Below are 24,426 nucleotides of genomic sequence, written 5' to 3'. Positions count from 1 at the left end.
CGTGAGGTAAAGCGTCAGGCGGACCAGCCCGTCAGGCCGTCAGATAGCGTTGCGCCAGGCGAACCCAGTACGACGCGCCCGCCGGTATCAACGAATCATTGAAGTCATAGCTGGCGTTGTGCAACATGCACGGGCCCAGGCCGTGGCCGGCCATGCGGTGTTCGCCGTCGCCATTGCCCAGGAAGACGTAGCAACCCGGCTTTTCCTGCAACAGGAACGCGAAATCTTCCGATGCCATGGCGGGCTCGATCGTCAGCGCGCGGTCGTCGCCGCCCACATCGCGCATGACCTGCATGCAAAATTCCGTTTCGGCCACGGTGTTGACCAGTGCCGGGTAGCGGCGTTCGAAGAACACGTCAGCTTCGCAGCCATGCGCGGCGGCGATGTTGCCGGCAATTTCGTTCATGCGGCGTTCGATCAGGTCGACGACCTCGGTGCGATACGCGCGCACCGAGCCGCCCAGCCAGGCCGTGTTCGGAATGACGTTGATGACGCTGCCGCCGGCCTGCACCTGCGTGATCGACAGCACGGCCGCGTCCAGCGGGCGCTTGCTGCGGGTCAGGATGGTTTGTAGCGCCTGGCCGATGGCGAACAGGGCAGGCACCGGGTCATTGCAATCCTGCGGCGCGGCGGCGTGGCCGCCCTTGCCCTTGACGGTGATCTTGAAACCATTGGCCGCCGCCATCATGGGGCCGGCGCACACGCCGAACGACCCGGCCGGCAGGCCCGGCCAGTTGTGCATGCCGAACACGGCTTCACAGGGGAAGCGCGTGAACAGACCGTCCTGGATCATGGCGCGGCCGCCCGCACCGCCTTCCTCGGCGGGTTGGAAGCACAGGTACACGGTGCCATCAAAGCCGCCGGCCGACTGCAAGTGCCGCGCCGCCGCCAGCAGCATGGCGGTGTGGCCGTCGTGGCCGCAACCGTGCATCTTGCCGTCATGGCGCGAGCGGTGTTCAAACTGGTTTTCTTCCTGCATGGGCAGGGCGTCCATGTCGGCGCGCAACATGATGGCCCGGTCCGACGTGCCACGCTTGATCACGCCCACCACGCCGGTCTTGGCGATGCCCGTATGCGTCTCGATGCCCCAGCCACGCAGCGTGTCCGCCACTACTTTGGCGGTTCGGTGCTCTTCGTAGCAAAGCTCCGGGTGCATATGGATATCGCGCCGCAGCGCCACAATTTCGTCCAGATTGGATAGTTCAAGCACGGCACACTCCGCTTCGATCAGGCTAATTCGGGGGACAGAGGCGAATAGTAAACAGCGTTCTTCCCCATGAAAGCGGCAATTTCCTAGGGATTACCCGACTCCAATTTACGTTTACGTAAACGTAATATTTGCGGTGCATCATTGCGCGGCGACACCGGATCGGCGCATGATGAGCCACACGATGGCGGCGCGGCGCAGGCCACAGGCGCTCATAAGAATGTAAGCACCCACTATCACGGAGACATCGATGAACCTTCCCGGCCTGAACTTCGACCTGGGCGAAGACCTGGACATGCTGCGCGACGCCGTGCGTAATTTTGCGCAGGCCGAGATCGCTCCGCGCGCTGCCGAGGTGGATCGCAGCGACCAGTTTCCGATGGACCTCTGGCGCAAATTCGGTGAGCTTGGCGTGCTGGGCATGACGGCCGACGAAGAATATGGCGGCGCCAACATGGGCTATCTGGCCCACATGGTGGTGATGGAAGAAATCTCGCGCGCCAGCGCCTCGGTCGGCTTGTCGTACGGCGCGCATTCGAACCTGTGCGTGAACCAGATCAACCGCAACGGCACCACGGCGCAAAAGGCCAAGTACCTGCCCAAGCTGATCTCCGGCGAACACGTGGGCGCCTTGGCCATGAGCGAACCGGGCGCCGGCTCGGACGTGGTCAGCATGAAGCTGCGCGCCGACAAGAAGGGCGACCGCTACGTGTTGAACGGCACCAAGATGTGGATCACCAACGGTCCCGACGCCGACACGCTGGTGGTCTACGCCAAGACCGACCCCGAGGCCCACCAGCGCGGCATCACCGCCTTCCTGGTCGAAAAGGGCTTCAAGGGTTTCTCGGTGGCGCAAAAGCTGGACAAGCTGGGCATGCGCGGGAGCCACACGGGTGAACTCGTGTTCCAGGACTGCGAGATCCCCGAAGAAAACGTGCTGGGCCAGGTCAACGGCGGCGTCAAGGTGCTGATGAGCGGGCTGGACTACGAACGCGCCGTCTTGTCCGGCGGACCGCTGGGCATCATGCAGGCCGTGATGGACGTGGTGGTGCCCTACATCCATGACCGCAAGCAATTCGGCCAGGCCATCGGCGAATTCCAGTTGATCCAGGGCAAGGTGGCAGACCTGTACACCACGCTGCAAGCCAGCCGCGCGTTTTGCTACCAGGTGGGCAAGAACCTGGACAAGCTGGGCACAGAACACGTGCGCCAGGTACGCAAGGACTGCGCCGCATTGATCCTGTACACGGCCGAGAAGGCCACATGGATGGCGGGCGAGGGCGTGCAGATCCTGGGCGGCAACGGCTACATCAACGAATATCCGGTGGGGCGCCTGTGGCGCGACGCCAAGCTGTATGAAATTGGCGCGGGCACCAGCGAAATCCGCCGCATGCTGATCGGCCGCGAACTGTTCAACGAAACCGCCTGACACGCCGGCCGAGCGCCCCGCCATGATCCGCATGTCCGACGTCCAGCATATCGAGCAGGCCCCCGCCCCGGGGCCCTCGGCGCTGGACGTGGCGAGGATCATCCTGGCCGGTTTCGACCGCCACTACGCGCTGTTTCGCTACAGCGCGCAACGGGCCAAGGCGTTGTTCGAATCGGGCGACTGGCATGGCATCCAGCACCTGTCGCGCGAACGCATCGAGTACTACGACATGCGTGTGCGCGAATGCGCCACGCAGCTGGAAGGGGTGCTGCGCGGCCGCCCGGAAGGCGCGCTGAACGACATCCCCGGCCACAACGGCAACGCCAACGGCAACGGCGCGGCCGTACCCGCCCTGACCGACGCGCAGACCGCCTACTGGCAACAGATCAAGCAGGAATTCGTGGGCCTGCTGGGCGACCACAAGCAGCCCGAATGCGCCGAGACCTTCTTCAATTCCGTCTCGTGCCGCCTGTTGCACCGCGACTATTTCCATAACGACTTCCTGTTCGTGCGGCCCGCGGTTGCGACCGACTACCTGGACAGCAGCACCCCGTCGTACCGGGTGTACTACCCGGCGACCGACGGCCTGGAAAAAAGCCTGATCCGCATGGTGGCCGACTTCGGCCTGGCGCTGCCTTTCGAAGACCTGCCGCGCGATACGCGCATGCTGGCGCGCGCCGCCGTCGCGCAATTGCGCACGCTGCTGCCCCGCCATGTGGGTCGGCGCATCGCCAGCGATTGCCAGATCCATGCGCTGGGCTCGCTGTTCTTTCGCAACAAGGGCGCCTACATCGTCGGCCGCCTGATCAACCAGACCACCGTCTACCCCTTTGCCGTGGCGCTGACGCGCAACCCGGCCGGCCAGGTCACGCTGGACGCGCTGCTGCTGGGCGCCGACGACCTGAGCACGCTGTTCAGCTTCACACGCGCCTATTTCCTGGTGGACATGGAAACGCCCGCCGCCGTGGTGAACTTCCTGGCCAGCCTGTTGCCGCGCAAGCCCAAGGCCGAGCTCTACACCATGATCGGCCTGCAAAAGCAGGGCAAGACGCTGTTCTACCGTGACTTCCTGCATCACCTGGCCCATTCGCGCGACGCCTTCGACATCGCGCCCGGCATCAAGGGCATGGTGATGTGCGTCTTCACGCTGCCGTCCTATCCCTATGTGTTCAAGCTCATCAAGGACCGCATCGATAAAGACGGCATGGACCACGCCACCGTGCGGCGCAAGTACCAGATGGTCAAGCTGCATGACCGCGTGGGCCGCATGGCCGATACCTGGGAGTATTCACAGGTGGCATTGCCGCGCAGCCGTTTTGCGCCCGCCTTGCTGGACGAACTGCGCCGCCTGGTGCCCAGCCTGATCGAAGAAACGGCCGACACGGTCGTCATCCGCCACGTCTACATCGAACGGCGGATGACGCCGCTCAATATCTATCTGCGCCAGGCGTCCGACGCCTTGCTGGACCCGGCCGTGCGCGAATACGGCGATGCCATCCGTCAGTTGGCCGCCGCCAATATCTTCCCCGGCGACATGCTTTACAAGAACTTCGGCGTGACGCGCCTGGGCCGCGTCGTCTTTTATGACTACGACGAAATCCAGCGCATGACCGAGATGAATTTCCGGCGCATCCCGCCGGCCCCCAACGAAGAAGCGGAAATGGCGTCCGAACCCTGGTACGCCATCGGACCGAACGACGTATTCCCCGAAGAATTCGGCCGCTTCCTGCTGGGCGACGCGCGCGTGCGCGGCGCCTTCATGCGTCACCATGCCGACCTGCTGGAACCGGACTGGTGGCAGGCCTGCCGCGCCCAAGTGGCGCAGGGCCGTATTGAAGAATTTTTCCCTTACGATACGGACAGACGCCTGCGTCCGGCACGCCTTTCTGGCGACCGCGCAGCGCCGACACCCAGACGCTGTCCCGACCCCCACAGGAGTTAGTCATGTCAGATCCCATCGTTATCGTTTCCATCGCCCGCACCCCCATGGGCGGCATGCTGGGCAGCCTGTCCGGCCTGGCCGCGCATGAGCTGGGTTCGGTGGCCATCAAGGCCGCCATCGAACGCGCCGGCATCAAGCCGGACCAGGTCGACGAAGTCATCATGGGCAACGTGCTGCAAGCCGGCCAGGGCCAGGCGCCCGCGCGCCAGGCCGCGCTGGGTGCCGGCCTGCCGCTGGGCGTGGCATGCACCACGATCCACAAGGTGTGCGGTTCAGGCCTGAAGGCGGCCATGTTCGGCCACGACCTGTTGGCGGCGGGCAGCGCGCAGGTGGTGGTGGCGGGCGGCCAGGAAAGCATGAGCAACGCGCCGTACCTGTTGCTCAAGGCGCGCCAGGGCTACCGCTTCGGCCACAACACCGTGTATGACCACATGGCGCTGGACGGCCTGGAAGATGCCTACGACAAGGGCAAGGCCATGGGCGTGTTCGCCGAAGACTGCGCGGCCAAGTATGAATTCACGCGTGAACAGCAGGATGCTTTCTCGCTGGAATCGCTGCGCCGCGCCCGCGCCGCCACCGAAGACGGTAGCTTCAAGTGGGAAATCGCGCCCGTCACCGTTGCCGGCCGCAAGGGCGACACGGTGATCGACACCGACGAAGCCCCCACCAAGGCCATGCCGGAAAAGATCCCGACGCTCAAGCCCGCCTTCAAGAAAGACGGCACCATCACCGCCGCCAACTCGTCGTCGATTTCCGACGGCGCGGCCGCCATGGTGCTGATGCGCGCGTCCACCGCCGAAAAACTCGGCGTCAAGCCGCTGGCCCGCATCGTTGGCCACAGCCAGCATTCACAAGAGCCGGGCTGGTTCACCACCGCGCCGGTCGGCGCGCTGAAGAACCTGTTCGCCAAGACGGGCTGGAAGGCCGAGGACGTGGACCTGTACGAAATTAACGAAGCCTTCGCGGTGGTCACCATGGCCGCCATGAACGACTTCAAGCTGCCGCACGACAAGGTCAACGTCCATGGCGGCGCGACCGCCCTGGGCCACCCGATCGGCGCATCGGGCGCGCGCCTGATGGCCACGCTGGTCGGCGCATTGCGCAAGACCGGCGGCAAGCGCGGCGTTGCCACGCTGTGCATCGGCGGCGGTGAAGCCGTGGCGATGGCTATCGAAATGGTCTAAGCCGGTACCTGGAAGACGGACGCGTTCCGTCTTCCAGCCTGGTTTTTCGCTGCGCCTGTCGACAAGGCTTGCGGGCGCGACGGCAAGCCGCGCGCGCCGGGAAAGGCGCAACGAAAACCCATTTGACAAGAATGCCCGGCCCACCGGGAAGCAGAGACAAACCGCTCGACCAGAGCGCCTTCAAATTCCAATCACGCAGGACGGGTGGAACCCCATGCCCATCATCGAATCCCGCATCAATCCGCGGTCGCAGGACTACACCGATAACGCGCGCGCCATGCAGGCGCAGCTGGATGATCTGAATCAGAAACTGGCGCAGACCGCGCTGGGCGGCAGCGAAGCCGCGCGCGCCAAGCACGTGGCGCGCGGCAAGCTGCTGCCACGCGACCGCGTCGAAAACCTGATCGATCCGGGCACCCCGTTTCTGGAGCTATCGCCCATGGCGGCGCATGGCATGTACGACGGCGACGCGCCCGGCGCGGGCGTCATCACCGGCATCGGCCGTGTGTCCGGCACCGAATGCGTCATCGTCTGCAACGACGCCACGGTCAAGGGCGGCACCTACTACCCAATGACCGTCAAGAAGCATTTGCGGGCCCAGGAAATCGCGGCGCAAAACCATCTGCCCTGCGTCTACCTGGTGGATTCCGGCGGCGCCAACCTGCCGCAGCAAGACGAAGTGTTCCCCGACCGCGAACACTTCGGCCGCATCTTCTACAACCAGGCGCAGATGTCCGCTCAGGGCATTTCGCAGATCGCCGTGGTGATGGGCTCGTGCACCGCCGGCGGCGCCTACGTGCCCGCCATGAGCGATGAATCCATCATCGTGAAGAACCAGGGCACCATTTTCCTGGGCGGCCCGCCGCTGGTGAAGGCGGCCACGGGCGAAGAAGTCAGCGCCGAGGACCTGGGCGGCGGCGACGTGCACACGCGCCTGTCCGGCGTGGTGGACCACCTGGCCGCCAACGACATGCACGCGCTGCAACTGGCGCGCAACGCCGTCGCGCGGCTTAATCGCAAGAAGCCCGCGCAATTGGCCACCATCGCGCCGCGCGATCCGCGCTACGACCCCAGCGAACTGAACGGCATCATTCCCGCCGACACGCGCAAGCCCTATGACGTGCGCGAAGTCATCGCGCGCATCGTGGACGGCTCGGAGTTCGACGAATTCAAGGCGCGCTTCGGCCCCACGCTGGTGACCGGCTTTGCGCATATCCAGGGCATGCCCGTGGGCATCGTCGCCAACAACGGCATCCTGTTTTCAGAGTCGGCACAAAAGGGCGCGCACTTTATCGAACTGTGCGCACAGCGCAAGATACCGCTGGTGTTCCTGCAGAACATCACCGGCTTCATGGTCGGCCGCAAATATGAAAACGAAGGCATTGCGCGCCATGGCGCCAAGATGGTGACGGCGGTGGCCACCGCCGCCGTGCCCAAGTTCACCGTGCTGATCGGCGGCTCGTTCGGCGCCGGCAACTACGGCATGTGCGGCCGCGCCTATTCCCCGCGCATGCTGTTCATGTGGCCCAACGCGCGCATCTCGGTCATGGGCGGCGAGCAGGCCGCCAGCGTCCTGGCCACCGTCAAGCGCGATGGCATCGAAGCGCGTGGCGGCCAGTGGTCCGCCGACGAAGAAGCCGCGTTCAAGGCCCCCATCCGCGAACAGTACGAACACGAAGGCCATCCGTACTACGCCACCGCGCGCCTGTGGGACGACGGCATCATTGCGCCCGCCGACACGCGCCGCGTGCTGGGCCTGGCGTTGTCCGCCGCGTTGAACGCGCCCATTGAAGACACGCGTTTCGGCGTCTTCCGCATGTAGGGCATCGGCCCCGATCGCGCCCCTACCGCAGCGCCAGCGCTTGCAGTTCAAGAAGAATTACAGCCAGGATGACATTCATGTTCGACACTTTGCTGATTGCCAATCGCGGCGAGATCGCCTGCCGCGTCGCCGCCACCGCCCGCCGCATGGGCATCCGCACCGTCGCCGTGTATTCGGACCCGGACGCCAACGCGCGCCACGTGGCCGCTTGCGATCAAGCCGTGTACATCGGCGGATCGGAACCGCGCGCCAGCTATCTGCGGGCCGACGCCATCCTGCAAGCCGCGCGCGACACGGGCGCGGGCGCCATCCACCCGGGATACGGCTTTCTGTCGGAAAACGAAGCCTTTGCCGAAGCCGCTGAAAAGGCCGGCATCGCGTTCGTGGGCCCGCCGGCATCCGCCATTGCCGCCATGGGCAGCAAGTCGGCCGCCAAGTCGTTGATGGAAAAAGCCGGCGTTCCGCTGGTGCCCGGCTATCACGGCGACAACCAGGACCCGCAATTCCTGAAAGCGCAGGCCGACGGCATCGGCTACCCCGTGCTGATCAAGGCCAGCGCGGGCGGCGGCGGCAAGGGCATGCGCGTCGTGGAATCTTCCGGTGCATTCCTGGACGCGCTGGCCTCGTGCCAACGTGAAGCGGCATCCAGTTTTGGCGATGACCGCGTGCTGATCGAACGCTATCTGCAAAAACCGCGCCACATTGAAATCCAGGTGTTCGCGGACACGCAGGGCAATTGCGTCTACCTGTTCGAACGCGATTGCTCCGTGCAGCGCCGCCACCAGAAAGTCATCGAGGAAGCCCCCGCCCCCGGCATGACCGAAGAACGCCGCCGCGCCATGGGCGAAGCCGCCGTGGCCGCCGCGCGCGCGGTGGGCTATGTGGGCGCGGGCACGGTGGAATTCATCGCCGAGCCCGACGGCCGCTTCTACTTCATGGAAATGAACACGCGGCTGCAAGTCGAACACCCGGTCACGGAAATGATCACGGGCCACGACCTGGTGGAATGGCAGCTGCGCGTGGCCGCCGGCCAGCCGCTGCCGGCGCGCCAGGAAGACCTGCGCATCAACGGCCACGCCATCGAGGCCCGCATCTACGCCGAGAACCCTGAAAAGGGCTTCCTGCCGTCAATCGGCACGTTGGCCTACCTGGGCCTGCCCCCGCACACCGCGTTTGCCAACGCCGACATCCGCGTCGATGGCGGCGTGCGCACGGGCGACACGATCACGCCGTTCTATGACCCCATGATCGCCAAGCTGATCGTGCACGGCGCCGACCGCGACCAGGCCCGCCAGCGCATGCTTCAAGCATTGGCGCAAACGCAGGCCGTGGGCGTGCAGACCAACGTGGCCTTCCTGTCGCGGCTGATGAAAGACGCCGCGTTTGCCGCCGCCGACCTGGACACCGGCCTGATCGAACGCCAGCGCGCCACGCTGCTGCCCGAACCGCAGCCAGCCGACCCCGCCACGCTGGCGCTGGCATCGGCCGCCGTGCTGGTGCGCCAGGGCCTGGCCCAGTCGAACGCAAGCTCTGCCGGAAAAGGCCCCGCCGACCCTTGGGACGCACGCGACGGCTGGCGCCTGGGCGGCCAGTATCAGCGTCACCTGCAATGGGTGGACGACGGCGAGACGCGCCGCGTCACCGTTGCGCGCCAGGGCGGCGCCTGGACGCTGGACACCGGCGCGGGGCCGCAGCCATTCCTGTGGCGCGCGCACGCCAGCGCGAATCCCAATCTGGCCTACGGACTGCGCATTACGCTGGCCGGCCATGAAAACGCCGGCACCGTCGTGCTGCATGCCGACCGCGCCCACGTCTTTGGCGACAACGGCGTGCACGTGCTGGAACTGTACGACCCGCTGGCGCACGCGCAGGACACGCAGGGCGAGCATGCCGGCGGCCTGACCGCGCCGATGCCGGGCAAGATCATCTCGATCTCGGTCAAGGCGGGCGACACCGTTGAAAAGGGCCAGCCACTTCTGGTGATGGAAGCCATGAAAATGGAGCACACGATTTCCGCGCCCGCCGACGGCAAGGTGGAAGAAGTGTTCTACGGCGTGGGCGACCAGGTCACCGAGGGCGCCGAGCTGGTGTCGATCGGCGCGTAAGCAAGAGTCGCCGCTCGCGGTCGCGGAGGGGTGGCGCGGAGTGGTGGCGCGGACGGGCGGCGCGATGTCGCTAAGCAGTTTCCCGATGGCAACCCCGTCGGCATGGCCATCGCGGCGCGCTCTGCCGCAATGTCCCGCCGCGCATCGCCCCGCCGGCTGGCGCTTTAGTTTCGCGTCAGCCTGCTGTCACTAGAATGTGCCTTCCGGCGCCGCCCGCGCGCCTGCCGCGCACGCTGTCATGCCCGCCCCCGATTCCCCCAGTCCGCTTACCCGCCCGCCATTCCTGCACTTCCTGTTCGCCCGCGTCAGCGCTTCGCTGGCGTTCCAGATCGTCTCGGTAGCGGTCGGCTGGCAGATCTACGCGCTGTCCGGCAGCGCCATGGACCTGGGCTTGATCGGCCTGGCCCAGTTCCTGCCCATGGCCGCGCTGACGTTGGTGGTGGGCCACGTGGCCGACCGCTACGACCGCCGCAAGATCGTTGCCCTGTGCATGGCCATGGAAACGCTGGCGACCCTGGTGCTGGCCATTGCCGCGCTGCATGGCGTGGGCGGCAAGACGCTGATCTACGCCACCATCATCATCATGAGTTCGGCGCGCGCCTTCGAGGCCCCCACCTTGTCCACGCTGATCCCCGCCGTGGTGCCGCGCGTATGGTTGCCGCGCGCCACGGCACTATCTTCATCGGGCGGGCAGATCGCCCAGATCGCCGGCCCCGCGTTGGGCGGCATCGGCTACAGCCTGGGCGCGGGGTGGATCTATTGCGTGGCGGCGGCGTTGTACCTGACGGCATTCGCGTCCATTGCCACGCTGGTCATCGAACGCGCGCCGCCGCGCAAGGAGCCCACGACCTGGCACACACTGTTTGCCGGCATCACCTTCATCTTTCAACGCCGCCTGCTGCTGGGCACCTTATCGCTGGATCTGTTTGCCGTGCTGCTGGGCGGCGCAACGGCCTTGCTGCCGCTGTTCGCCAAAGACATCCTGAATGCCGGGCCGTGGGCCTTGGGCGCCTTGCGCGCCGCGCCCGCGTGCGGCGCGGCCTTGATGTCCTTGACGCTGGCGCGCTTAAGCCTGGGCGACAACGTGGGGCGCCTGCTGTTCGGTTCGCTGATCGTGTTCGGGTTGGCGACGACCGTATTTGGCTTGTCCACGTCGATTCCGTTGTCCGTGGCGGCCCTGGTCGTGCTGGGCGCGGCCGATTCGGTCAGCGTCGTAGTGCGGTCCTCTCTGGTGCAGCTGAACACACCCGACCACATGCTGGGCCGCGTCAGCGCGGTAAACACCTTGTTTATCGGCGCGTCGAACCAGCTGGGCGAATTCGAATCCGGTTTGACGGCCGAGCTGTTCGGCGCGGTGCCCGCCGTGGTGCTGGGCGGCTTGGGCACGATTGCGGTTGCCGGACTGTGGATGCGCTGGTTCCCGGAATTACGAAGGCTCAAGACCCTGCACGGCCACGAATCGGCGCGCACCTAAAGGCGGCGCGCGGCGAAAGAGTAGACTGACCGCCTCTTTCCTTCGTTTCGAGTCCCCCATCCATGCTAGTCAAAGCCCTGCGTGTCGGCCTGGGTCAACTGATCGTGATTGGCGACGCGCTGACTCGTCCGCGCCCGCAACAGCGATCCGCCCAAGGCCAGGCCAGCGTCAACGCGGAAGCCGCCGCGCTGTCGCTCTATCAATTCCACGCTTGCCCCTTCTGCGTGAAAACGCGGCGCGCCATGCACCGCCTGAACGTGCCGGTAACGCTGCACGACGCCAAGAACGACCCGCAGGCGCGTGAACAACTGCTGGCTGGCGGCGGCAAGGTCAAGGTGCCTTGCCTGCGTATCGAAGAAGCCGGCGGCACGCGCTGGATGTATGAATCCAGCGAGATCATTGCCTACCTGGACAAGCGTTTCGCCAACGTGGCCTGAGCGGACTCCGCCGGGTTCCCCCTGTCCACCCGCGCTCTCGGCATGGCACTTGCTGCGCCAGCGACTCGGCGGGTGTGGCCCCGGCCCGCCGCGTGTCGCTCGCGCGGGGCCCCGCACAGGGAGCAATCATGGCAACACTTAACGACATGACCATCGCCATTCTGGCCGTGGATGGTTTCGAACAGGTAGAACTGACCGGTCCGCGCGACCGTCTGCAAGCAGAAGGCGCGCGCACCGTGTTGATATCGGCCCGCAGTGAGCCGATCCAAGGCATGCATCACGACAAACCCGGCGACCGCTTTCCCGTGGACCTGACGTTCACGCAGGCCGAAGCGGAACCCTCGGTGTTTGACGGACTGCTGTTGCCCGGCGGCGTGATGAACGGGGACGAGATCCGCATGCATCCCAAGGCGCAGGACTTTGTGCGCGCCATGTTGGACGCAGGCAAACCCGTGGCCGTCATCTGCCACGGGCCGTGGCTGCTGGTGTCCGCGAACGTGGTGCGCGGCCGCACCATGACCAGCTGGCCGTCGCTACAGGACGACCTGCGCAACGCCGGCGCCAACTGGGTGGATCAGGAAGTGGTGGTGGACGGCACGCTGGTATCCAGCCGCAAACCCGACGACATCCCCGCATTCAGCAAGGCATTCATCGAGGTCTTGCAGGCGGCCAAGCGCTGATGTGTTTCCAGGAGCGAGGCGGGTGGCGGCCGGTGATGAACAATCAACAGTCGGCAATCAACCGGCAACGGCCAGCAACCCCTTGCTGCCTAGCGCAGATCGGCGACGTCAAGCATGCGCGCGTTGCAGGCTTGCACCAGTTCGGGGTCGTGGCTGGCAAACAGCACGACGCGGTCGCGCGCCCACGTTTGAAACACGTCGGCCAGCACCCCGCGCGCCTGGGCGTCCAGGCCGTTGCTGGCGCCGTCCGCGACAATAACGGCCGGCTCGCCCAGCGCGGCAGCCGTCAGATACACCTTGCGGCGCGTGCCGGTGGACATCTGCTCGAAGCGTTTGTTCAGATGCGGTTCCAGCCCCAGGCGCGATGCCAGATCCAGCACGCCGTCGTCCAGGCTGACATTTTTTTGAGCCGCCGCCTTCAACAGGAATTCGCGTCCGGTCTGCATGGGAAATTCCAGGCAGTTGTCCGGCACATAGGCCACGCGCAACCGGGCTTGCTGCGGCGCAAGCCGAAGGGAATGCCCGTCTATCCAGACGTCGCCGTCATCAGGCGGGATCACGCCAGCGATGATGCCCAGCAGGCTGGATTTTCCGGTGCTGTCTTCTTCGCACAGCGCCATGCAGCCGGGCTCGAATGTATGAGTCAGGCCTTGGAATACGACGTAGTCGCCGTAGCGCTTGCTGAGGTTGTCGATGCGTAGCATGGCGGGAAGTTTGCCAGAGGAACAGGCGTTCGACCAGAGGTCTGCACGGCGCGTATCGGCGGCAGTGGGCGGACGCCAAGTTCGCTTGCCGACGCCGGTCGGCACCCTGCGCCGGCGCCGGACCGTAGCGACGCGGCTGGTCGGCTGGCGTTGATCGGCCTGAGCATCAAGCTGGCGGCGGATGTGCGCCGATCACGCATCACCCGCGTCGCAGCGCCTTCAACACGAGGGAAAACGCCGGCGAGGGCTGCCGGCGGCTGGGATAGTAAAGGTGATAGCCGGTGAACGTCGGGCACCAGTCTTCCAGCACGCGCACCAGTTCGCCGGCTTCGATATGCGGCATCAGCTCGTCTTCCGGCAGCAGGGCCAGGCCCAGCCCCGCCAGCGTCGCGTCCACCTGCGGCGGTGCGGTGTTGAAGATCAGCTGCCCATCCACGCGCACATTCACCTGACGGCCGCGTCGCTCAAAGTCCCACACATACAAACCGCCAGAGGTCGGCATGCGCTGATTGATGCACTGGTGCGCGGTCAGGTCGTCGGGCGTCAACGGTATCGCATGCCGGGCAAAGTAGTCGGGCGAGCCCACCACCGCCATGCGCAACACCGGCCCGATCGGCACGGCGATCATGTCTTTGTCGATGGTGCTACCCAGGCGCACGCCCGCATCGAAGCGGTCCGCAACGATATCGCGCAGCCCATAGCTGACGTCGAACTCGACATTGATTTCGGGATAGTCGCGCAGCACGGGCGCCAGCCGGGGCAACAGCACGGACCGCAAGATGTGATCGCCGCAGGTGATGCGCACCGTGCCGGCGGGCTTGTCGCGCAGTTCGGTCAGCGCATCCAGCTCGGCTTCGATTTCGTCAAAGCGGTGGCCAATGGCCTGCATCAGCCGCTCGCCGGCCGGCGTGGGCGACACGCTGCGCGTGGTGCGCGTCAGCAGCCGGATTTGCAGCCGTTCTTCCAGGCCGCGCACCGCCTGGCTTAACGCCGATTGCGTCACGCCCAGCGTGCCCGCCGCGCGCGTGAAGCTGCGTTCCCGCGCCACGGTAACAAAGGCCAGCAGATCGTTCAGGTTGCGTTTCGCCATGCGCGCGGCTCGTGTGAGTTATTAGCCTGGCTAATAGGGCAATTAAGGATTCATTACCTAGTCTAGCTTATCGCTCATCTTCAAAATGGCGACCATCCCGTCAATTCCCGTGAAGCAAGCCGCCATGCAAGCGTCCGACCCCTTTGAAACCACCGCCGTCGACTCGGCTAGTCAACCCGATGCCAACCGCCGCACCTTGCTAAAGGCCGCGGGCATCGGCACCGGCATGGCAGCGCTCGGGGCGTTGTCGTCCACCGGCACCGCCGCGTGGGCCGCTGCCGCGCAACCGGCGGGCGCAACGCCCGAAGGCGCCGATAACTTCTACACCAGCGACCGCGTCACGGTCCAGAAGGTGACGTTCAGGAACCAATACCAGATGGAGGTGGCTGGCAACCTGTTCACCCCCAAAGATCTGGACCGCCGCAAAAAAGCGCCCGCGATTGTGGTCGGCCACCCCATGGGCGCAGTCAAGGAACAAAGCGCAAACCTGTATGCCACCAAGATGGCAGAGCAGGGCTTCGTCACGTTGTCTTTGGACCTGTCGTTCTGGGGCGCAAGCGCGGGCCAGCCGCGCAACGCCGTATCGCCGGACATCTACGCCGAAGACTTCAGCGCGGCGGTGGACTTCCTGCGGGCGCAACCCATGGTTGATCGGAACAATGTCGGCGCCATCGGCGTTTGCGGAAGCGGCAGCTTCGTCATCAGCGCGGCCAAGATCGACCCGCGCATCAAAGCCATTGCCACGGTCAGCATGTACGACATGGGCGCCGCCAACCGCCACGCGTTGAACCGCACGCTGACGCCCGCGCAACGCCAGGCCATCATTGCCGACGCCGCGCAACAGCGCGATGTGGAATTCGCCGGTGGCGAACGAAAGTACACCAGCGGCAGCGTGCATCAGCTGACTGCCGATTCGACGCCTGTGGACCGCGAGTTCTACGACTTCTACCGCACGCCGCGTGGGCAATTCACGCCCGCCGGCTCATCACCCGCGTTGACGACGCACCCCACGCTGACCAGCAATGTCAAGTTCATGAACTTCTATCCGTTCAACGACATTGAGACGATTTCGCCCCGCCCGCTGCTGTTGATCACCGGCGACCAGGCGCATTCGCGCGAGTTCAGCGAAGACGCCTATCGCCGGGCCGCCGAGCCCAAGACCCTGTACATCGTTCCCGGTGCCGGCCATGTCGACCTTTACGACCGCGTCACGTTGATTCCGTGGGCGACGTTGAACGCATTCTTCGACAAGCACCTGGGGCGCGTGGAGGCGTCATGACCACATCCACGCAGCAGGCCACGGCGGCCGGCAAGCCGGAACACGACGCACCCCGCAGTCGGCACGTCGGCCCCGATGCGCCCGCGCATTGGGGCGGCGTCTTCGCGATGACGTTGTGTGTCTTTGCGCTGATCGCCTCGGAATTCATGCCGGTCAGCCTGCTGACCCTGATCGCCACCGACCTACAAGTCAGCGAAGGGCTGGCGGGGCAGGGCATTGCCATTTCGGGCGCGTTCGCGGTGCTGACCAGCCTGTCCATCGGAAGACTGGCCGGCAGCATGAACCGCAAGACGCTGTTGCTGGGTTTGACGGCATTGATGGCCGTCTCTGGCGCCACCGTGGCGCTGGCGCCGAATTACCCGGTGTACATGGTGGGCCGCGCGCTGATCGGCGTGGTCATCGGCGGCTTCTGGTCGATGTCGGCTGCGACCGCCATGCGCCTGGTGCCGGCGCGCCAGGTGCCGCGCGCCTTGGCCGTCTTCAACGGCGGCAATGCGCTGGCCACCGTCGTGGCGCCACCGCTGGGCAGCTACCTGGCGGCGGCGATAGGGTGGCGCGGCGCCTTCCTGTGCCTGGTTCCGGTGGCGGCACTGGCGCTGGCGTGGCAATGGGTCAGCCTGCCCGCCATGCAAGCCGAGCCGCCTGCCCGCGCGTCGGGCAACGCATTCACGCTGCTCAAGCGCCCCTTCGTTGCGCTGGCCATGGCCGCTTGCGGTGCGTTCTTCATGGGGCAATTCGCGCTGTTCACATACTTGCGGCCTTTCCTGGAAACCGTCACGCACGTGGGCGTGTCGTCGTTGTCGCTGGTCTTGCTGGCCATTGGCGTGTCGGGCGTCGTGGGCACCGGCCTGATTGGCACGGTCCTCAGAAATGGCCTGTATCCGCCGCTGATCGTCATCCCCGTGTTGATGGCGGTCATCGCGCTGGCGCTGATCCCGTTCGGCGCCTCGCTGACCGTGGTCGCGATACTCTTGGGCTTGTGGGGGCTGCTGGCCACTGCCGCGCCCGTCGGCTGGTGGAGTTGGGTCGCACAAGCCATGCCCCGGTCCGCCGAAGCCGCGGGCGGATTGATGGTGGCGGTGATCCAGCTGTCCATCGCGCTGGGGTCGACGATAGGGGGGCTGCTGTTCGACCACAGCGGGTATCGAAGCACCTTTGCAGTCAGCGCCGTGGTGCTGCTGGTGGCGGCGATGCTGGCCACCCTGACGTCACGGTCGCACGCGCGTGCGGCGGCAGGCGCGTAGGGGCTGGGCGGTGGCTGGGCGGCCTCTGGGCGGTGGCAGGTAATGGGCATGCCGGCGGGGTCACGGCTCGCCCGCATCAAAGTCACTAGAATGCCATCATCACGTTTCAGTCTCGTACTCGGCCCGCGTTGAAAAGTGGCGCCTGGCCGTGGACCGCACAACGTCCATCCCCGACCCGAATCAGGTGCAGCACCCATGCCAACCATGAAACCACCCGCCCCCTTTGAAGACGCCGTGACGTTTCAATTCGGCGATTCGCCGGAACTTGCCGACGCCTTGCTGGCCCTTGTGCTGGCCGGAACCAAGACCGCCACTTGCGGCGCGCTTGACCACTTTGGCGACGAAGAGCCCGTACCCCAAGCGGGCCGGCGCGATGTCGTGCTGGACGGCCAGGGCCGCCCCGCCTGCGTCATCGAGACGACCGGCGTATTGATCCAGCGCTTTGACCAGATCGACGAAGCGTTCGCCGTCGCCGAAGGCGAAGGCCCGTACCCGGTCTGGCGCGACGAACACATTGCCTACTTCGAACGCAATGGCGGTTACTCGCCGGACATGATGCTGGTGTGCGAGCGCTTTCGCGTCGTTCACGTTTTTGACAGGTCGGCCCCTTAAGGTCCACAGCGCCCAGGCCGCCCTACACATGGGTGATCGCGGCCTTGATTCGCCTCGTAAACTGGCGATCCAAATTCCATTGGAAAACCGCATGTCGCCCATCCCGTTTTCGACGCCCCTGCCCGGTCGGGATCAGACTTGGCGCTTCATGCATAGCCGCCAGTCCGCGCACTTTCCCGGCGACGATGCGCGCATCGTGTTCTACGATGCGCCACCGGACGAGGCCACGCTGGCCCAGATCACAGACGTGCACCTGTGGGCGCCGCACGAAGATCCCCTGCAAGCCCTGCCCGAGCTCATCGCCCGGCTGCCCTCGCTGGTCCATTTGTCGATTGGACCGGGCGTCATCCTGCCCAGCGTCGTAAAGGGGCTGCGCGCCGATATGCTGCCCGCCAGCCTGCGCCACTTGTCCATGCATCCCCAATCGGGCACCTATACCTGGCAGGCGGGTCCGATGCCCCGCCTGGAATCCCTGACCGTCGGCGCAACGCTGCGCTTGGACCCACAGGACTTCCCCGCGTTGATATCGCTATCGGCCATTCCCGATCGGCGCGGCGCGTTGGTGGATAGCGCGTTGCAGCTGGCGTTGAAAGAACTGAACCTGTGGAACGTGCCGTTCGATTCGTCGCTGTTCAATCGCCTGGCGCCGCTGCCGCTGGTCGCGCTTGGCCTGTTGGGTGGGCGGACCCTGACAACGCTATCCGGCATTGAACAGCTACCCGGCCTGCGTTCGCTGCGTCTGAAGAACCTTCCCTTGCTCGATACGATCGGCCCGATCGCGACCCTTGCCAAGTTGGAATTTCTGAACATCCAGTACTGCGCGCGGATTGCGGATATCAGCGTACTGGCAACGTTGCGACGTTTGCAGGAACTGACCTTGGTTGGCTGCGGCAATGTGGGTCTGGGCCAGCTGGAACACACGTTGCGCGCTTCGTTGCGGCGCGCGAATATCGCTGCTACACGGTAACTACGGTGCCACTTCATGGCACTTCATGGCGTTTCAGGAGATCAAGGATATGCACTGCAATCGCAAGGCGTGGGCAAGCTGGCAACGATCGGGCCGCCTGGCATTGACGTTGGGTATTGCCGCATTGCTGGGTGCTTGTTCTATGTCCTCCGGCATGTGCGACGCGTTCGGTCCCAGCACAAGCGCGTCGATCGCAGTGCCGCAAAACGCATCCGTTGATGCGGTGTTCGCCTGCATCGATCAGGCAAGCGTCTCCGGCAAAGACCATAGTGCGCTGTTCGACAGCGGCTACGCCATCCGCGACACGCAATCCGGCGTGCTGGAGTCAAAAAATTACAGCACGCCCAACACCGGCGGCTTCCGTCTGCGGGCCGAGGTCTCAAAGAAGACGTCCACCCTGAATCTGTCTTTGCGCGGCGCGGGCGCTTATTGCACGGACCTGGGCGTGGACAAGGAAATGGCCCGGCTGACTTCCGACATCAGCGGCTGCCTTGAGCGGTAATTCCCCATGTCCGTTCAACGTACGCCTGTGCTGCTTGCCGCGCTGACGCTGCCGCCCGTGGTTGGCGCGTAAGCCCCGTCCAGCGTTGCCGCCTGGACGCCACCAGGCCCCGCCACATTCGGCTTTTCGGGGTGGACCACCAACCTGAAGCCCGAAATACCGGTGCGCGCCGAGGCGTCCGGCGAGACGACGTGCGATATGCGTTCGGTGGATGAATGAACCACCCGGCTACAGCGACTCCAGCTGCCCGGGGTCGAACGCCCATTGATGCGTCTTGTTGTCCGCACACTGAATGACCGTCTTGCTGCGCTTCTGTGGCCCGATGTCTTTCAGCTTGATTTCCGCATTGCAGACGGGGCAGCTTCCGCCCATCGTGGTGAGGTAGACCCGCCCCGACTTATCGGCTTCGAAGTTGAGCAAGCCGGCAAGCCGTACAAACCGCTTCTTCATCAGACCATGGCCGATCAGAAACGCAATCGCGCTGGGCACAACAAACCAGAACCACCACACGCCCCACTTGAAAGCCACTTCGCCAATGGTGACGGCCAGCCCCGCCGCGCCAAACGCGGTAAGCCATCCCCGCTGTAGCGAACGGCCCGCCAGCGCGATGGGTATGACGTCCATGCGAACGAGTTGCGGCCGATCCCAGCCGCCCTCCCGGGAGAGCGGTTTTTGATACGCGGGCGCAGTCAGCTCCTTTTCCACATCGAAGCCACCCAAGGGCGGCGGCGCCTGCTTGGCGTCCGACAAGCCAGACAAGGTTTTGCTGCATTCGTCGCAAAGACGGCCCCGACCGCGATGCGCCGCCCCACAAGTTTGACAATGCACGCGCGTTCTCTCGTGAATGATGACGACGGGCAAAAGAATACAACCGATTGGCGCGCCACGGCCCCGCGCGCGCCATCGCTGTGGCCCTACGCCCCCATCGTCAAGATGATCTTCCCCACATTCTGAGACGATTCCATCCGGCGATGCGCGTCCGATGCGCGTTCAAGTGGATAGGTGCTGTCCACGACGGGAACCAGCCCGGCACCACTGGAAAAGCGGTCCAGCCAATGCTCGCGAAAGCGCTGCACCATCGCGTGCTTTTCGGCTTGTGGGCGCGACTTCATCACGGTGCCGAAAATTTGCAGGTGGCGATAGAGGATGTCCTCAAGAGCGATGTTGATCTGGCCGCCGCCGCCCAGGATGCCCACCTGAACCAGCCGCCCGCCGTTGGCCAGCGACGCGATATTGCGCGCGAAGTTGGGCGCGCCGATGAAGTCGATGACCACGTCCACGCCGCGCTCCGACGTCTGTTCGGCCACGACCCGCGCGTAGTCCTGCGTGCGATAGTCGATGACGCAATCGGCGCCCAGTTGCTGGACCTGCGCCAGCTTGCTGGCCTCGGCCGTGGCGTATACGGTGGCTCCCGTCGCCCTGGCAAGCTGCACTGCCGCAGAGCCGACACCGCCCGCCGCCGCGTGAATCAGCACGGAATCGCCGGCCTTCAAACGCCCAAGGTGCAGCATGGCTTCGTGCGCGGTGACGAACACTTCGGGGATGGCGGCGGCATGCACGTAGTCCAGCGCGTCGGGAACGGGCAAAGCCATGCGCCAGTCCAGCCGCGCCACTTCCGCGTAGGCGCCGCCGCCCACCACGCCCATCACGCGGTCGCCCACCTTGAATCCACGCACGGCGCTTCCTGCTTGCAGCACGTCGCCCGCGATCTCCAGGCCCATGATGGTGGAGTCGCCAAAATTCGGGCGGCCATAGCCACCCCGGCGGTGCGTCAGGTCGGCGCGGTTCACGCCGGCGGCATGCACGCGGACGATAAGGTCATCGGGTCGCATTTCAGGCCGCGGAACGTCGGCCACTTCAAGCACGTCGGCCTCGCCAAACTGTTCAAAAGTAATCGCTTTCATTGCTTGTCCTTCGCGCCGCTTTCGGATGATGCGGCCAGTGTGTGTTGTGCAATCGCCGATGCGGTGATTGCTGCGGGAAAGCCGACATAGAACGCCAGGTGCGTGATGGCGGCCGCCAGCTCTTCGCGCGTCACGCCGTTACTGACGGCGCGGCGCAAATGGGCAGGCAGTTCGTCCGTGTGGCCAGCGGCAATCAGCGCGGCCACGGTGATCAGGCTGCGGTCTCGGGGCGCCAACGCGGGGTCGCCCCAGACGTCGGGGTAAAGCGTGTTGTCGACGAAGGCCGACAGCGTGGGCGTAAAGGCGCGCGCGGCCTCACGCGGCTGGCTGAAATCGATGTTGGACATGTGCTGTTCCCGGTTCAAGCCTGACTGATGAACTTGTGCGTGAGGTAGTACTCGATACCTTCAACGCCGCCCTCAGAACCGTGTCCGCTTTCCTTCATGCCTCCGAACGGCAGCTCGGTCGCGACGATGCGATATTGGTTGATGCCGATCATGCCGGCTTCCAGCCCATCGGCCACGTCGATCGCCGTGCGTGCATCACGGGTGAACGCATAGGCGGACAAGCCGTAGGGCAAGCGGTTGGCTTCCTGCAAACCGTCCGCAAGCTCATCAAAGGCCATCAGCACCGCGATGGGGCCAAAGGGCTCTTCGTGCATGATCCTGGCTTGCATCGGTACATCGGCCAGCACCGTTGGTTCGAAGAAATAGCCTTCCCCTTCGATGGCTTTGCCGCCAGTCAGCACCGTGGCCCCGCATGCCACCGCATCCGCGATCAAGGCCTGCATCTTCTCAAGTTGGCGCGGGTTCGCCAGCGGGCCGACCTGCGTGGCCGGATCAAGCCCGTTGCCCACCTTCAGGGCGCGCGTGGCCTTGACGAAGTGTTCGCGGAATTCGTCATAGACGCCGCGTTGAACCAGAAAGCGTGTCGACGAAATGCAGACCTGGCCCGTGCCACGAAACCGGTTGGCCGCGCCTTCGACCGCGGCGCGCGTGACCTCGGCATCGTTGAACACCAGAACCGGCCCGTGCCCGCCCAGCTCCAGCGTGATGGGCTTCACCCCTTCGGCGGCGCGTGCCGACAACAACCTGCCGATCGGCACCGACCCGGTGAACGTCACCTTGCGGATGACCGGGGACGCAATCAACTGCCGCGAGACGTCGTCGGGCACGCCGAAAACCACTTGCAGCACGCCTTTGGGCAGGCCGGCGTCGTCCAGGGCACGGGCCAGTGCCAGCGCGGTGGCGGGGCTTTCTTCGCCGGGCTTGATGATGACGCTGCACCCGGCGGCAAGCGCGGCGGCCAGCTTGCGTGCCGGCGTGATGGCCGGGAAGTTCCAGGGCGTGAAAGCCGCCACCGGCCCAATTGCTTGCCGTTTCACCAGTTGTTGCACGCCGGGACGGTTGGCGGGCACAACGCGGCCGTCTATGCGTTTGGCTTCTTCGGCAAACCAGTCGAAGTAATCGGCGGCGCGCAATACTTCATCGCGGCTTTCAACCAGCGGCTTGCCTTCTTCAAGCGTCATCAGCGTGGCGATGTGCTCGGCCCGCTCGCGCATCAATTCCGCACCGCGCTTGAGCACCCGGGCACGCTCGTTGGGAAAGGCGGTGCGCCATGTGTTGAACGCCTGCTGCGTCACGTCAAGCGCGCGCTCCAGGTCGGCAGGCGTCGCAAGCGGCACGCGGCCCAGTTCCTGGCGCGTGGCCGGGTTGATCACGGCGGCGGTGTCGCGCTCGCCAGCGCCTATCCATTCGCCGTTGATGAAGAGGTAAAGCGGATCATAGTTGCCGTTCATGGCTGCAAACTCCGATAAGATTGTTCGTTTCCTGCCGGGCCAGGGGCCTGACCATGGAACGAAGTCTAGGCGCGAGACAGGCGCGGATTTAGCCCTTGGCGAAGGAATGACTTTCTCTGCCAGAGGGAAAGTCGCCCCCACACAATGGACCCACGATGGACAAGCTTTACAACATGTCGGTGTTTGCGAAGGTGGTCGAAATGGGCAGCTTCACTGCCGTCGCCAACCACCTTTCCACCACGGTCGGCAACATTTCACGCGCGGTCACGACGCTGGAAGAAGGGCTGAACGCCCGGCTGATCCAGCGGTCCACCCGCCGCCTGGTCGTCACCGATGTGGGGCATCGGTTCTATGACCGCTGTGTGGCGATCCTGGGCGACGTCGAACGGGCGGAGGCCGAAGCAGGCCATGCAACGATCTCGCCACGTGGCGTCTTGCGCGTTCACGCCGTGCCGGGCCTGGGCCGCACCCTGGTCACCCGCGCGGCCCTCGCGTACAGAAAGGAATACCCCGATGCTTCCGTTGACCTGCTGCTATCGCAGCGCATGCCGAACCTGCTGGAAGAACAGCTGGACGTCGGAATCGTGATCGCGCGCGCCTTGCCGGACTCCACCTACGTCAGCCAGAAAATCGGCGTCAGCCACTGCATCCTGGCCGCATCGCCCGCCTACCTTGAACAGCGTCCGCCGGTGCGAACCCCCGAAGACCTGGCGCAACATGACTGCGTGCTGCTCAGCACGGTGGACTACGCCCCGGACGAATGGCATCTGGAAAGCGCGAACGGCACGTACACCCACTGCCCGCCCGGCTCGCATTTCGGCGTGAACGACATGGACGCCATGGCGACGGCCCTGCGCGATGGCGCGGGCATCGGCCTGCTTGCCGGTTTCTCGGCAATCGAGGATCTGCGCCGGGGCACGCTGGTGCGGGTGCTGCCCGGCTATTACACGAACCAGCGCAACGTGTATGCGCTGTACCCGTCGCGACAATTCGTGGATGCAAAGATCAAGTTGTTCGTGGATGCGTTGAAGCTGCACGTGGGCGCGCAGCTGGCGGGGTATGCGGCGGAGCTGGGGATTGTGGCGGCAGAAGCAGGGTAGCGAATGGCAAACCCATTGGCCTTGAGCAGTTGCCGATATTCATTGCGGTCCACACCGCCGTGATAAAGCGGCTTGCCTTCGAGCGGCCAATGGCTTCTCCCAGCGACGTCGCGCTGGTGAACATCAACACCGCCCCGGGCGCCGCCAGACGCCGCTATGTGGTCTTGATAGAGCGCGATAACGTTATCGGCGTGTGAGGGCATCTGCCAGGACCACTCAGTCAGGCTTCCCGTCATGGCCGCCCAGCGGCCTGGCGGGCCAGTCTACCCAGCGGTTCACGCGGGTACGTTCGTACGCTTCGTTAAGCGGGAAGCGCACAAGGTTGTCGGCGCGTGTCGGTTCGCCGACCACCATCAACCTGACTTCGTCCTGCGTGTTGTTGATGAAGGTATGACAGATGCCGGTGCCGGCGGGAAACGCAACGCAGTCCCCTTCGGCGATCGGATGCAACACGCCGTCTATCCAGACATCGGGCTTGCCTTGAAGCACGAACACGAATTCCTGCTCGGTGCTTTCGGCGTGCGGATATGACGTACGTCGACCGGGCAACAGCCTGACGTGATGAATGCCGACGCGTGTGATGCCGAGTTCCGCGGAAAGCGGCGCGTCCAGCGCCATGGCTTCGGTATCGCCCTGGTAGGAATGCGCGTCGGACGCTTCGAGTTCGGTCCAGTGCTTGATGAATTCCGGTCGGCTCATCGGCGGTTCTCCTGGTGGTTCCTATGAAGGCATGTCTTGATTACAGCGTATCAGGCATCCGTCGACACCGTAGTCGCCTCCCACTCTCGAAACTCGTCATCCAACGCAGCAAGCTTGGCTCGCACCAGCGTCAGCGCATCGCTGCCCAGCAATAGATGCGCCGGAGGCTTGTGCCTTCCAGCGCGAATTTGCTGCCGCAGTAGTACGCGATTCCCGGCATGGTGACGTGTCCGCCCATCGACGTGAC

General features: G+C 65.0%; 22 protein-coding genes and 1 pseudogene. 14 read left to right on the top strand and 9 right to left on the bottom strand.

The window, feature by feature from the left end; genetic code table 11:
* Nucleotides 1-31: 31 nt before the first annotated feature.
* A complete protein-coding gene (locus ACNPP0_RS23795) occupies nucleotides 32-1,210 on the bottom strand; it encodes a M20 aminoacylase family protein (protein WP_448707187.1) in 1,179 nt (392 codons plus the stop codon).
* Nucleotides 1,211-1,457: 247 nt separating this feature from the next.
* Here ACNPP0_RS23795 and ACNPP0_RS23790 point away from each other — a divergent pair, with 247 nt between their 5' ends.
* The 8 genes from ACNPP0_RS23790 to ACNPP0_RS23755 all read left to right on the top strand — a co-directional run bounded on the left by ACNPP0_RS23790 (nucleotide 1,458) and on the right by ACNPP0_RS23755 (nucleotide 12,280).
* The gene (locus tag ACNPP0_RS23790) at nucleotides 1,458-2,636 is read left to right on the top strand and encodes an isovaleryl-CoA dehydrogenase (RefSeq protein ID WP_332609152.1); all 1,179 of its coding nucleotides are present in this window, start codon (nucleotides 1,458-1,460) and stop codon (nucleotides 2,634-2,636) included.
* Between the two features lie 22 nt (nucleotides 2,637-2,658).
* The gene (gene aceK / locus ACNPP0_RS23785) at nucleotides 2,659-4,578 is read left to right on the top strand and encodes a bifunctional isocitrate dehydrogenase kinase/phosphatase (protein ID WP_332609153.1); all 1,920 of its coding nucleotides are present in this window, start codon (nucleotides 2,659-2,661) and stop codon (nucleotides 4,576-4,578) included.
* 2 nt (nucleotides 4,579-4,580) lie between these two features.
* Nucleotides 4,581-5,762 (top strand): acetyl-CoA C-acetyltransferase, encoded by a 1,182-nt coding sequence (locus ACNPP0_RS23780; RefSeq protein WP_046803956.1) that lies wholly within the window; start codon nucleotides 4,581-4,583, stop codon nucleotides 5,760-5,762.
* A gap of 214 nt (nucleotides 5,763-5,976) precedes the next feature.
* Nucleotides 5,977-7,584, top strand: a complete 1,608-nt coding sequence (locus ACNPP0_RS23775) for a carboxyl transferase domain-containing protein (RefSeq protein WP_332609154.1) — start codon at nucleotides 5,977-5,979, stop codon at nucleotides 7,582-7,584.
* A gap of 77 nt (nucleotides 7,585-7,661) precedes the next feature.
* Nucleotides 7,662-9,689, top strand: coding sequence for an acetyl/propionyl/methylcrotonyl-CoA carboxylase subunit alpha (locus tag ACNPP0_RS23770; RefSeq protein WP_448707186.1), 2,028 nt, complete (start codon nucleotides 7,662-7,664; stop codon nucleotides 9,687-9,689).
* A gap of 238 nt (nucleotides 9,690-9,927) precedes the next feature.
* Nucleotides 9,928-11,163 (top strand): MFS transporter, encoded by a 1,236-nt coding sequence (locus ACNPP0_RS23765; RefSeq protein WP_448707185.1) that lies wholly within the window; start codon nucleotides 9,928-9,930, stop codon nucleotides 11,161-11,163.
* 62 nt (nucleotides 11,164-11,225) lie between these two features.
* Nucleotides 11,226-11,600 (top strand): glutaredoxin family protein, encoded by a 375-nt coding sequence (locus ACNPP0_RS23760; protein WP_448707184.1) that lies wholly within the window; start codon nucleotides 11,226-11,228, stop codon nucleotides 11,598-11,600.
* Between the two features lie 128 nt (nucleotides 11,601-11,728).
* On the top strand, nucleotides 11,729-12,280 hold the full coding sequence (locus ACNPP0_RS23755; RefSeq protein ID WP_332609159.1) for a type 1 glutamine amidotransferase domain-containing protein: 552 nt from the start codon (nucleotides 11,729-11,731) through the stop codon (nucleotides 12,278-12,280).
* Nucleotides 12,281-12,369: 89 nt separating this feature from the next.
* On the opposite strand, the gene ACNPP0_RS23750 is transcribed toward ACNPP0_RS23755, so the two are convergent.
* Nucleotides 12,370-12,984, bottom strand: a complete 615-nt coding sequence (locus tag ACNPP0_RS23750) for an ABC transporter ATP-binding protein (RefSeq protein WP_448707183.1) — start codon at nucleotides 12,982-12,984, stop codon at nucleotides 12,370-12,372.
* Between the two features lie 199 nt (nucleotides 12,985-13,183).
* Nucleotides 13,184-14,074 carry a LysR family transcriptional regulator gene (locus ACNPP0_RS23745; RefSeq protein WP_448707182.1) on the bottom strand — a complete coding sequence of 297 codons (891 nt, stop codon included), beginning with the start codon at nucleotides 14,072-14,074 and terminating at the stop codon, nucleotides 13,184-13,186.
* Between the two features lie 226 nt (nucleotides 14,075-14,300).
* Between ACNPP0_RS23745 and ACNPP0_RS23740 the strand changes: the two genes are divergently transcribed.
* The 5 genes from ACNPP0_RS23740 to ACNPP0_RS23720 all read left to right on the top strand — a co-directional run bounded on the left by ACNPP0_RS23740 (nucleotide 14,301) and on the right by ACNPP0_RS23720 (nucleotide 18,678).
* Nucleotides 14,301-15,353 (top strand): alpha/beta hydrolase, encoded by a 1,053-nt coding sequence (locus ACNPP0_RS23740; RefSeq protein ID WP_448707198.1) that lies wholly within the window; start codon nucleotides 14,301-14,303, stop codon nucleotides 15,351-15,353.
* 107 nt (nucleotides 15,354-15,460) lie between these two features.
* Nucleotides 15,461-16,597: an MFS transporter gene (locus ACNPP0_RS23735; protein WP_448707197.1), complete on the top strand. Its 1,137-nt coding sequence runs from the start codon at nucleotides 15,461-15,463 to the stop codon at nucleotides 16,595-16,597.
* A 204-nt stretch (nucleotides 16,598-16,801) separates the two neighbouring features.
* A complete protein-coding gene (locus tag ACNPP0_RS23730) occupies nucleotides 16,802-17,209 on the top strand; it encodes an ASCH domain-containing protein (RefSeq protein WP_448707181.1) in 408 nt (135 codons plus the stop codon).
* Between the two features lie 91 nt (nucleotides 17,210-17,300).
* Entirely contained in the window at nucleotides 17,301-18,176 is an 876-nt protein-coding gene (locus ACNPP0_RS23725; protein ID WP_448707180.1) for a leucine-rich repeat domain-containing protein, read from the top strand.
* On the top strand, nucleotides 18,091-18,678 hold the full coding sequence (locus ACNPP0_RS23720) for a hypothetical protein (protein ID WP_448707179.1): 588 nt from the start codon (nucleotides 18,091-18,093) through the stop codon (nucleotides 18,676-18,678). The genes ACNPP0_RS23725 and ACNPP0_RS23720 overlap by 86 nt, the downstream gene beginning before the upstream one ends.
* A gap of 228 nt (nucleotides 18,679-18,906) precedes the next feature.
* Here ACNPP0_RS23720 and ACNPP0_RS23715 read toward each other — a convergent pair whose 3' ends face one another.
* Genes ACNPP0_RS23715 through ACNPP0_RS23700 form a run of 4 tightly spaced genes read right to left on the bottom strand, consistent with a single transcriptional unit; the run spans nucleotide 18,907 to nucleotide 22,380 of the window.
* Nucleotides 18,907-19,539: a hypothetical protein gene (locus tag ACNPP0_RS23715; RefSeq protein WP_448707178.1), complete on the bottom strand. Its 633-nt coding sequence runs from the start codon at nucleotides 19,537-19,539 to the stop codon at nucleotides 18,907-18,909.
* Between the two features lie 53 nt (nucleotides 19,540-19,592).
* Nucleotides 19,593-20,582 (bottom strand): NAD(P)H-quinone oxidoreductase, encoded by a 990-nt coding sequence (locus ACNPP0_RS23710; RefSeq protein ID WP_448707177.1) that lies wholly within the window; start codon nucleotides 20,580-20,582, stop codon nucleotides 19,593-19,595.
* Nucleotides 20,579-20,929 (bottom strand): carboxymuconolactone decarboxylase family protein, encoded by a 351-nt coding sequence (locus ACNPP0_RS23705; RefSeq protein WP_448707176.1) that lies wholly within the window; start codon nucleotides 20,927-20,929, stop codon nucleotides 20,579-20,581. Before ACNPP0_RS23705 ends, ACNPP0_RS23710 begins: the two co-directional genes overlap by 4 nt.
* Nucleotides 20,930-20,943: 14 nt before the next feature.
* Nucleotides 20,944-22,380, bottom strand: a complete 1,437-nt coding sequence (locus ACNPP0_RS23700; protein ID WP_448707175.1) for an NAD-dependent succinate-semialdehyde dehydrogenase — start codon at nucleotides 22,378-22,380, stop codon at nucleotides 20,944-20,946.
* A gap of 155 nt (nucleotides 22,381-22,535) precedes the next feature.
* On the opposite strand from ACNPP0_RS23700, the gene ACNPP0_RS23695 reads away from it, so the two are divergent.
* Nucleotides 22,536-23,480, top strand: a complete 945-nt coding sequence (locus tag ACNPP0_RS23695; RefSeq protein WP_448707174.1) for a LysR family transcriptional regulator — start codon at nucleotides 22,536-22,538, stop codon at nucleotides 23,478-23,480.
* A 216-nt stretch (nucleotides 23,481-23,696) separates the two neighbouring features.
* On the opposite strand, the gene ACNPP0_RS23690 is transcribed toward ACNPP0_RS23695, so the two are convergent.
* Both ACNPP0_RS23690 and ACNPP0_RS23685 read right to left on the bottom strand, forming a co-directional pair.
* Entirely contained in the window at nucleotides 23,697-24,179 is a 483-nt protein-coding gene (locus ACNPP0_RS23690; protein WP_448707173.1) for a cupin domain-containing protein, read from the bottom strand.
* Between the two features lie 50 nt (nucleotides 24,180-24,229).
* A pseudogene (locus tag ACNPP0_RS23685) lies at nucleotides 24,230-24,426 on the bottom strand (hypothetical protein); the annotation flags it as partial.

The sequence above is a fragment of the Achromobacter semiaridum genome (genome assembly GCF_053543755.1).
This window is presented reverse-complemented; position numbering and strand designations above follow the sequence as displayed.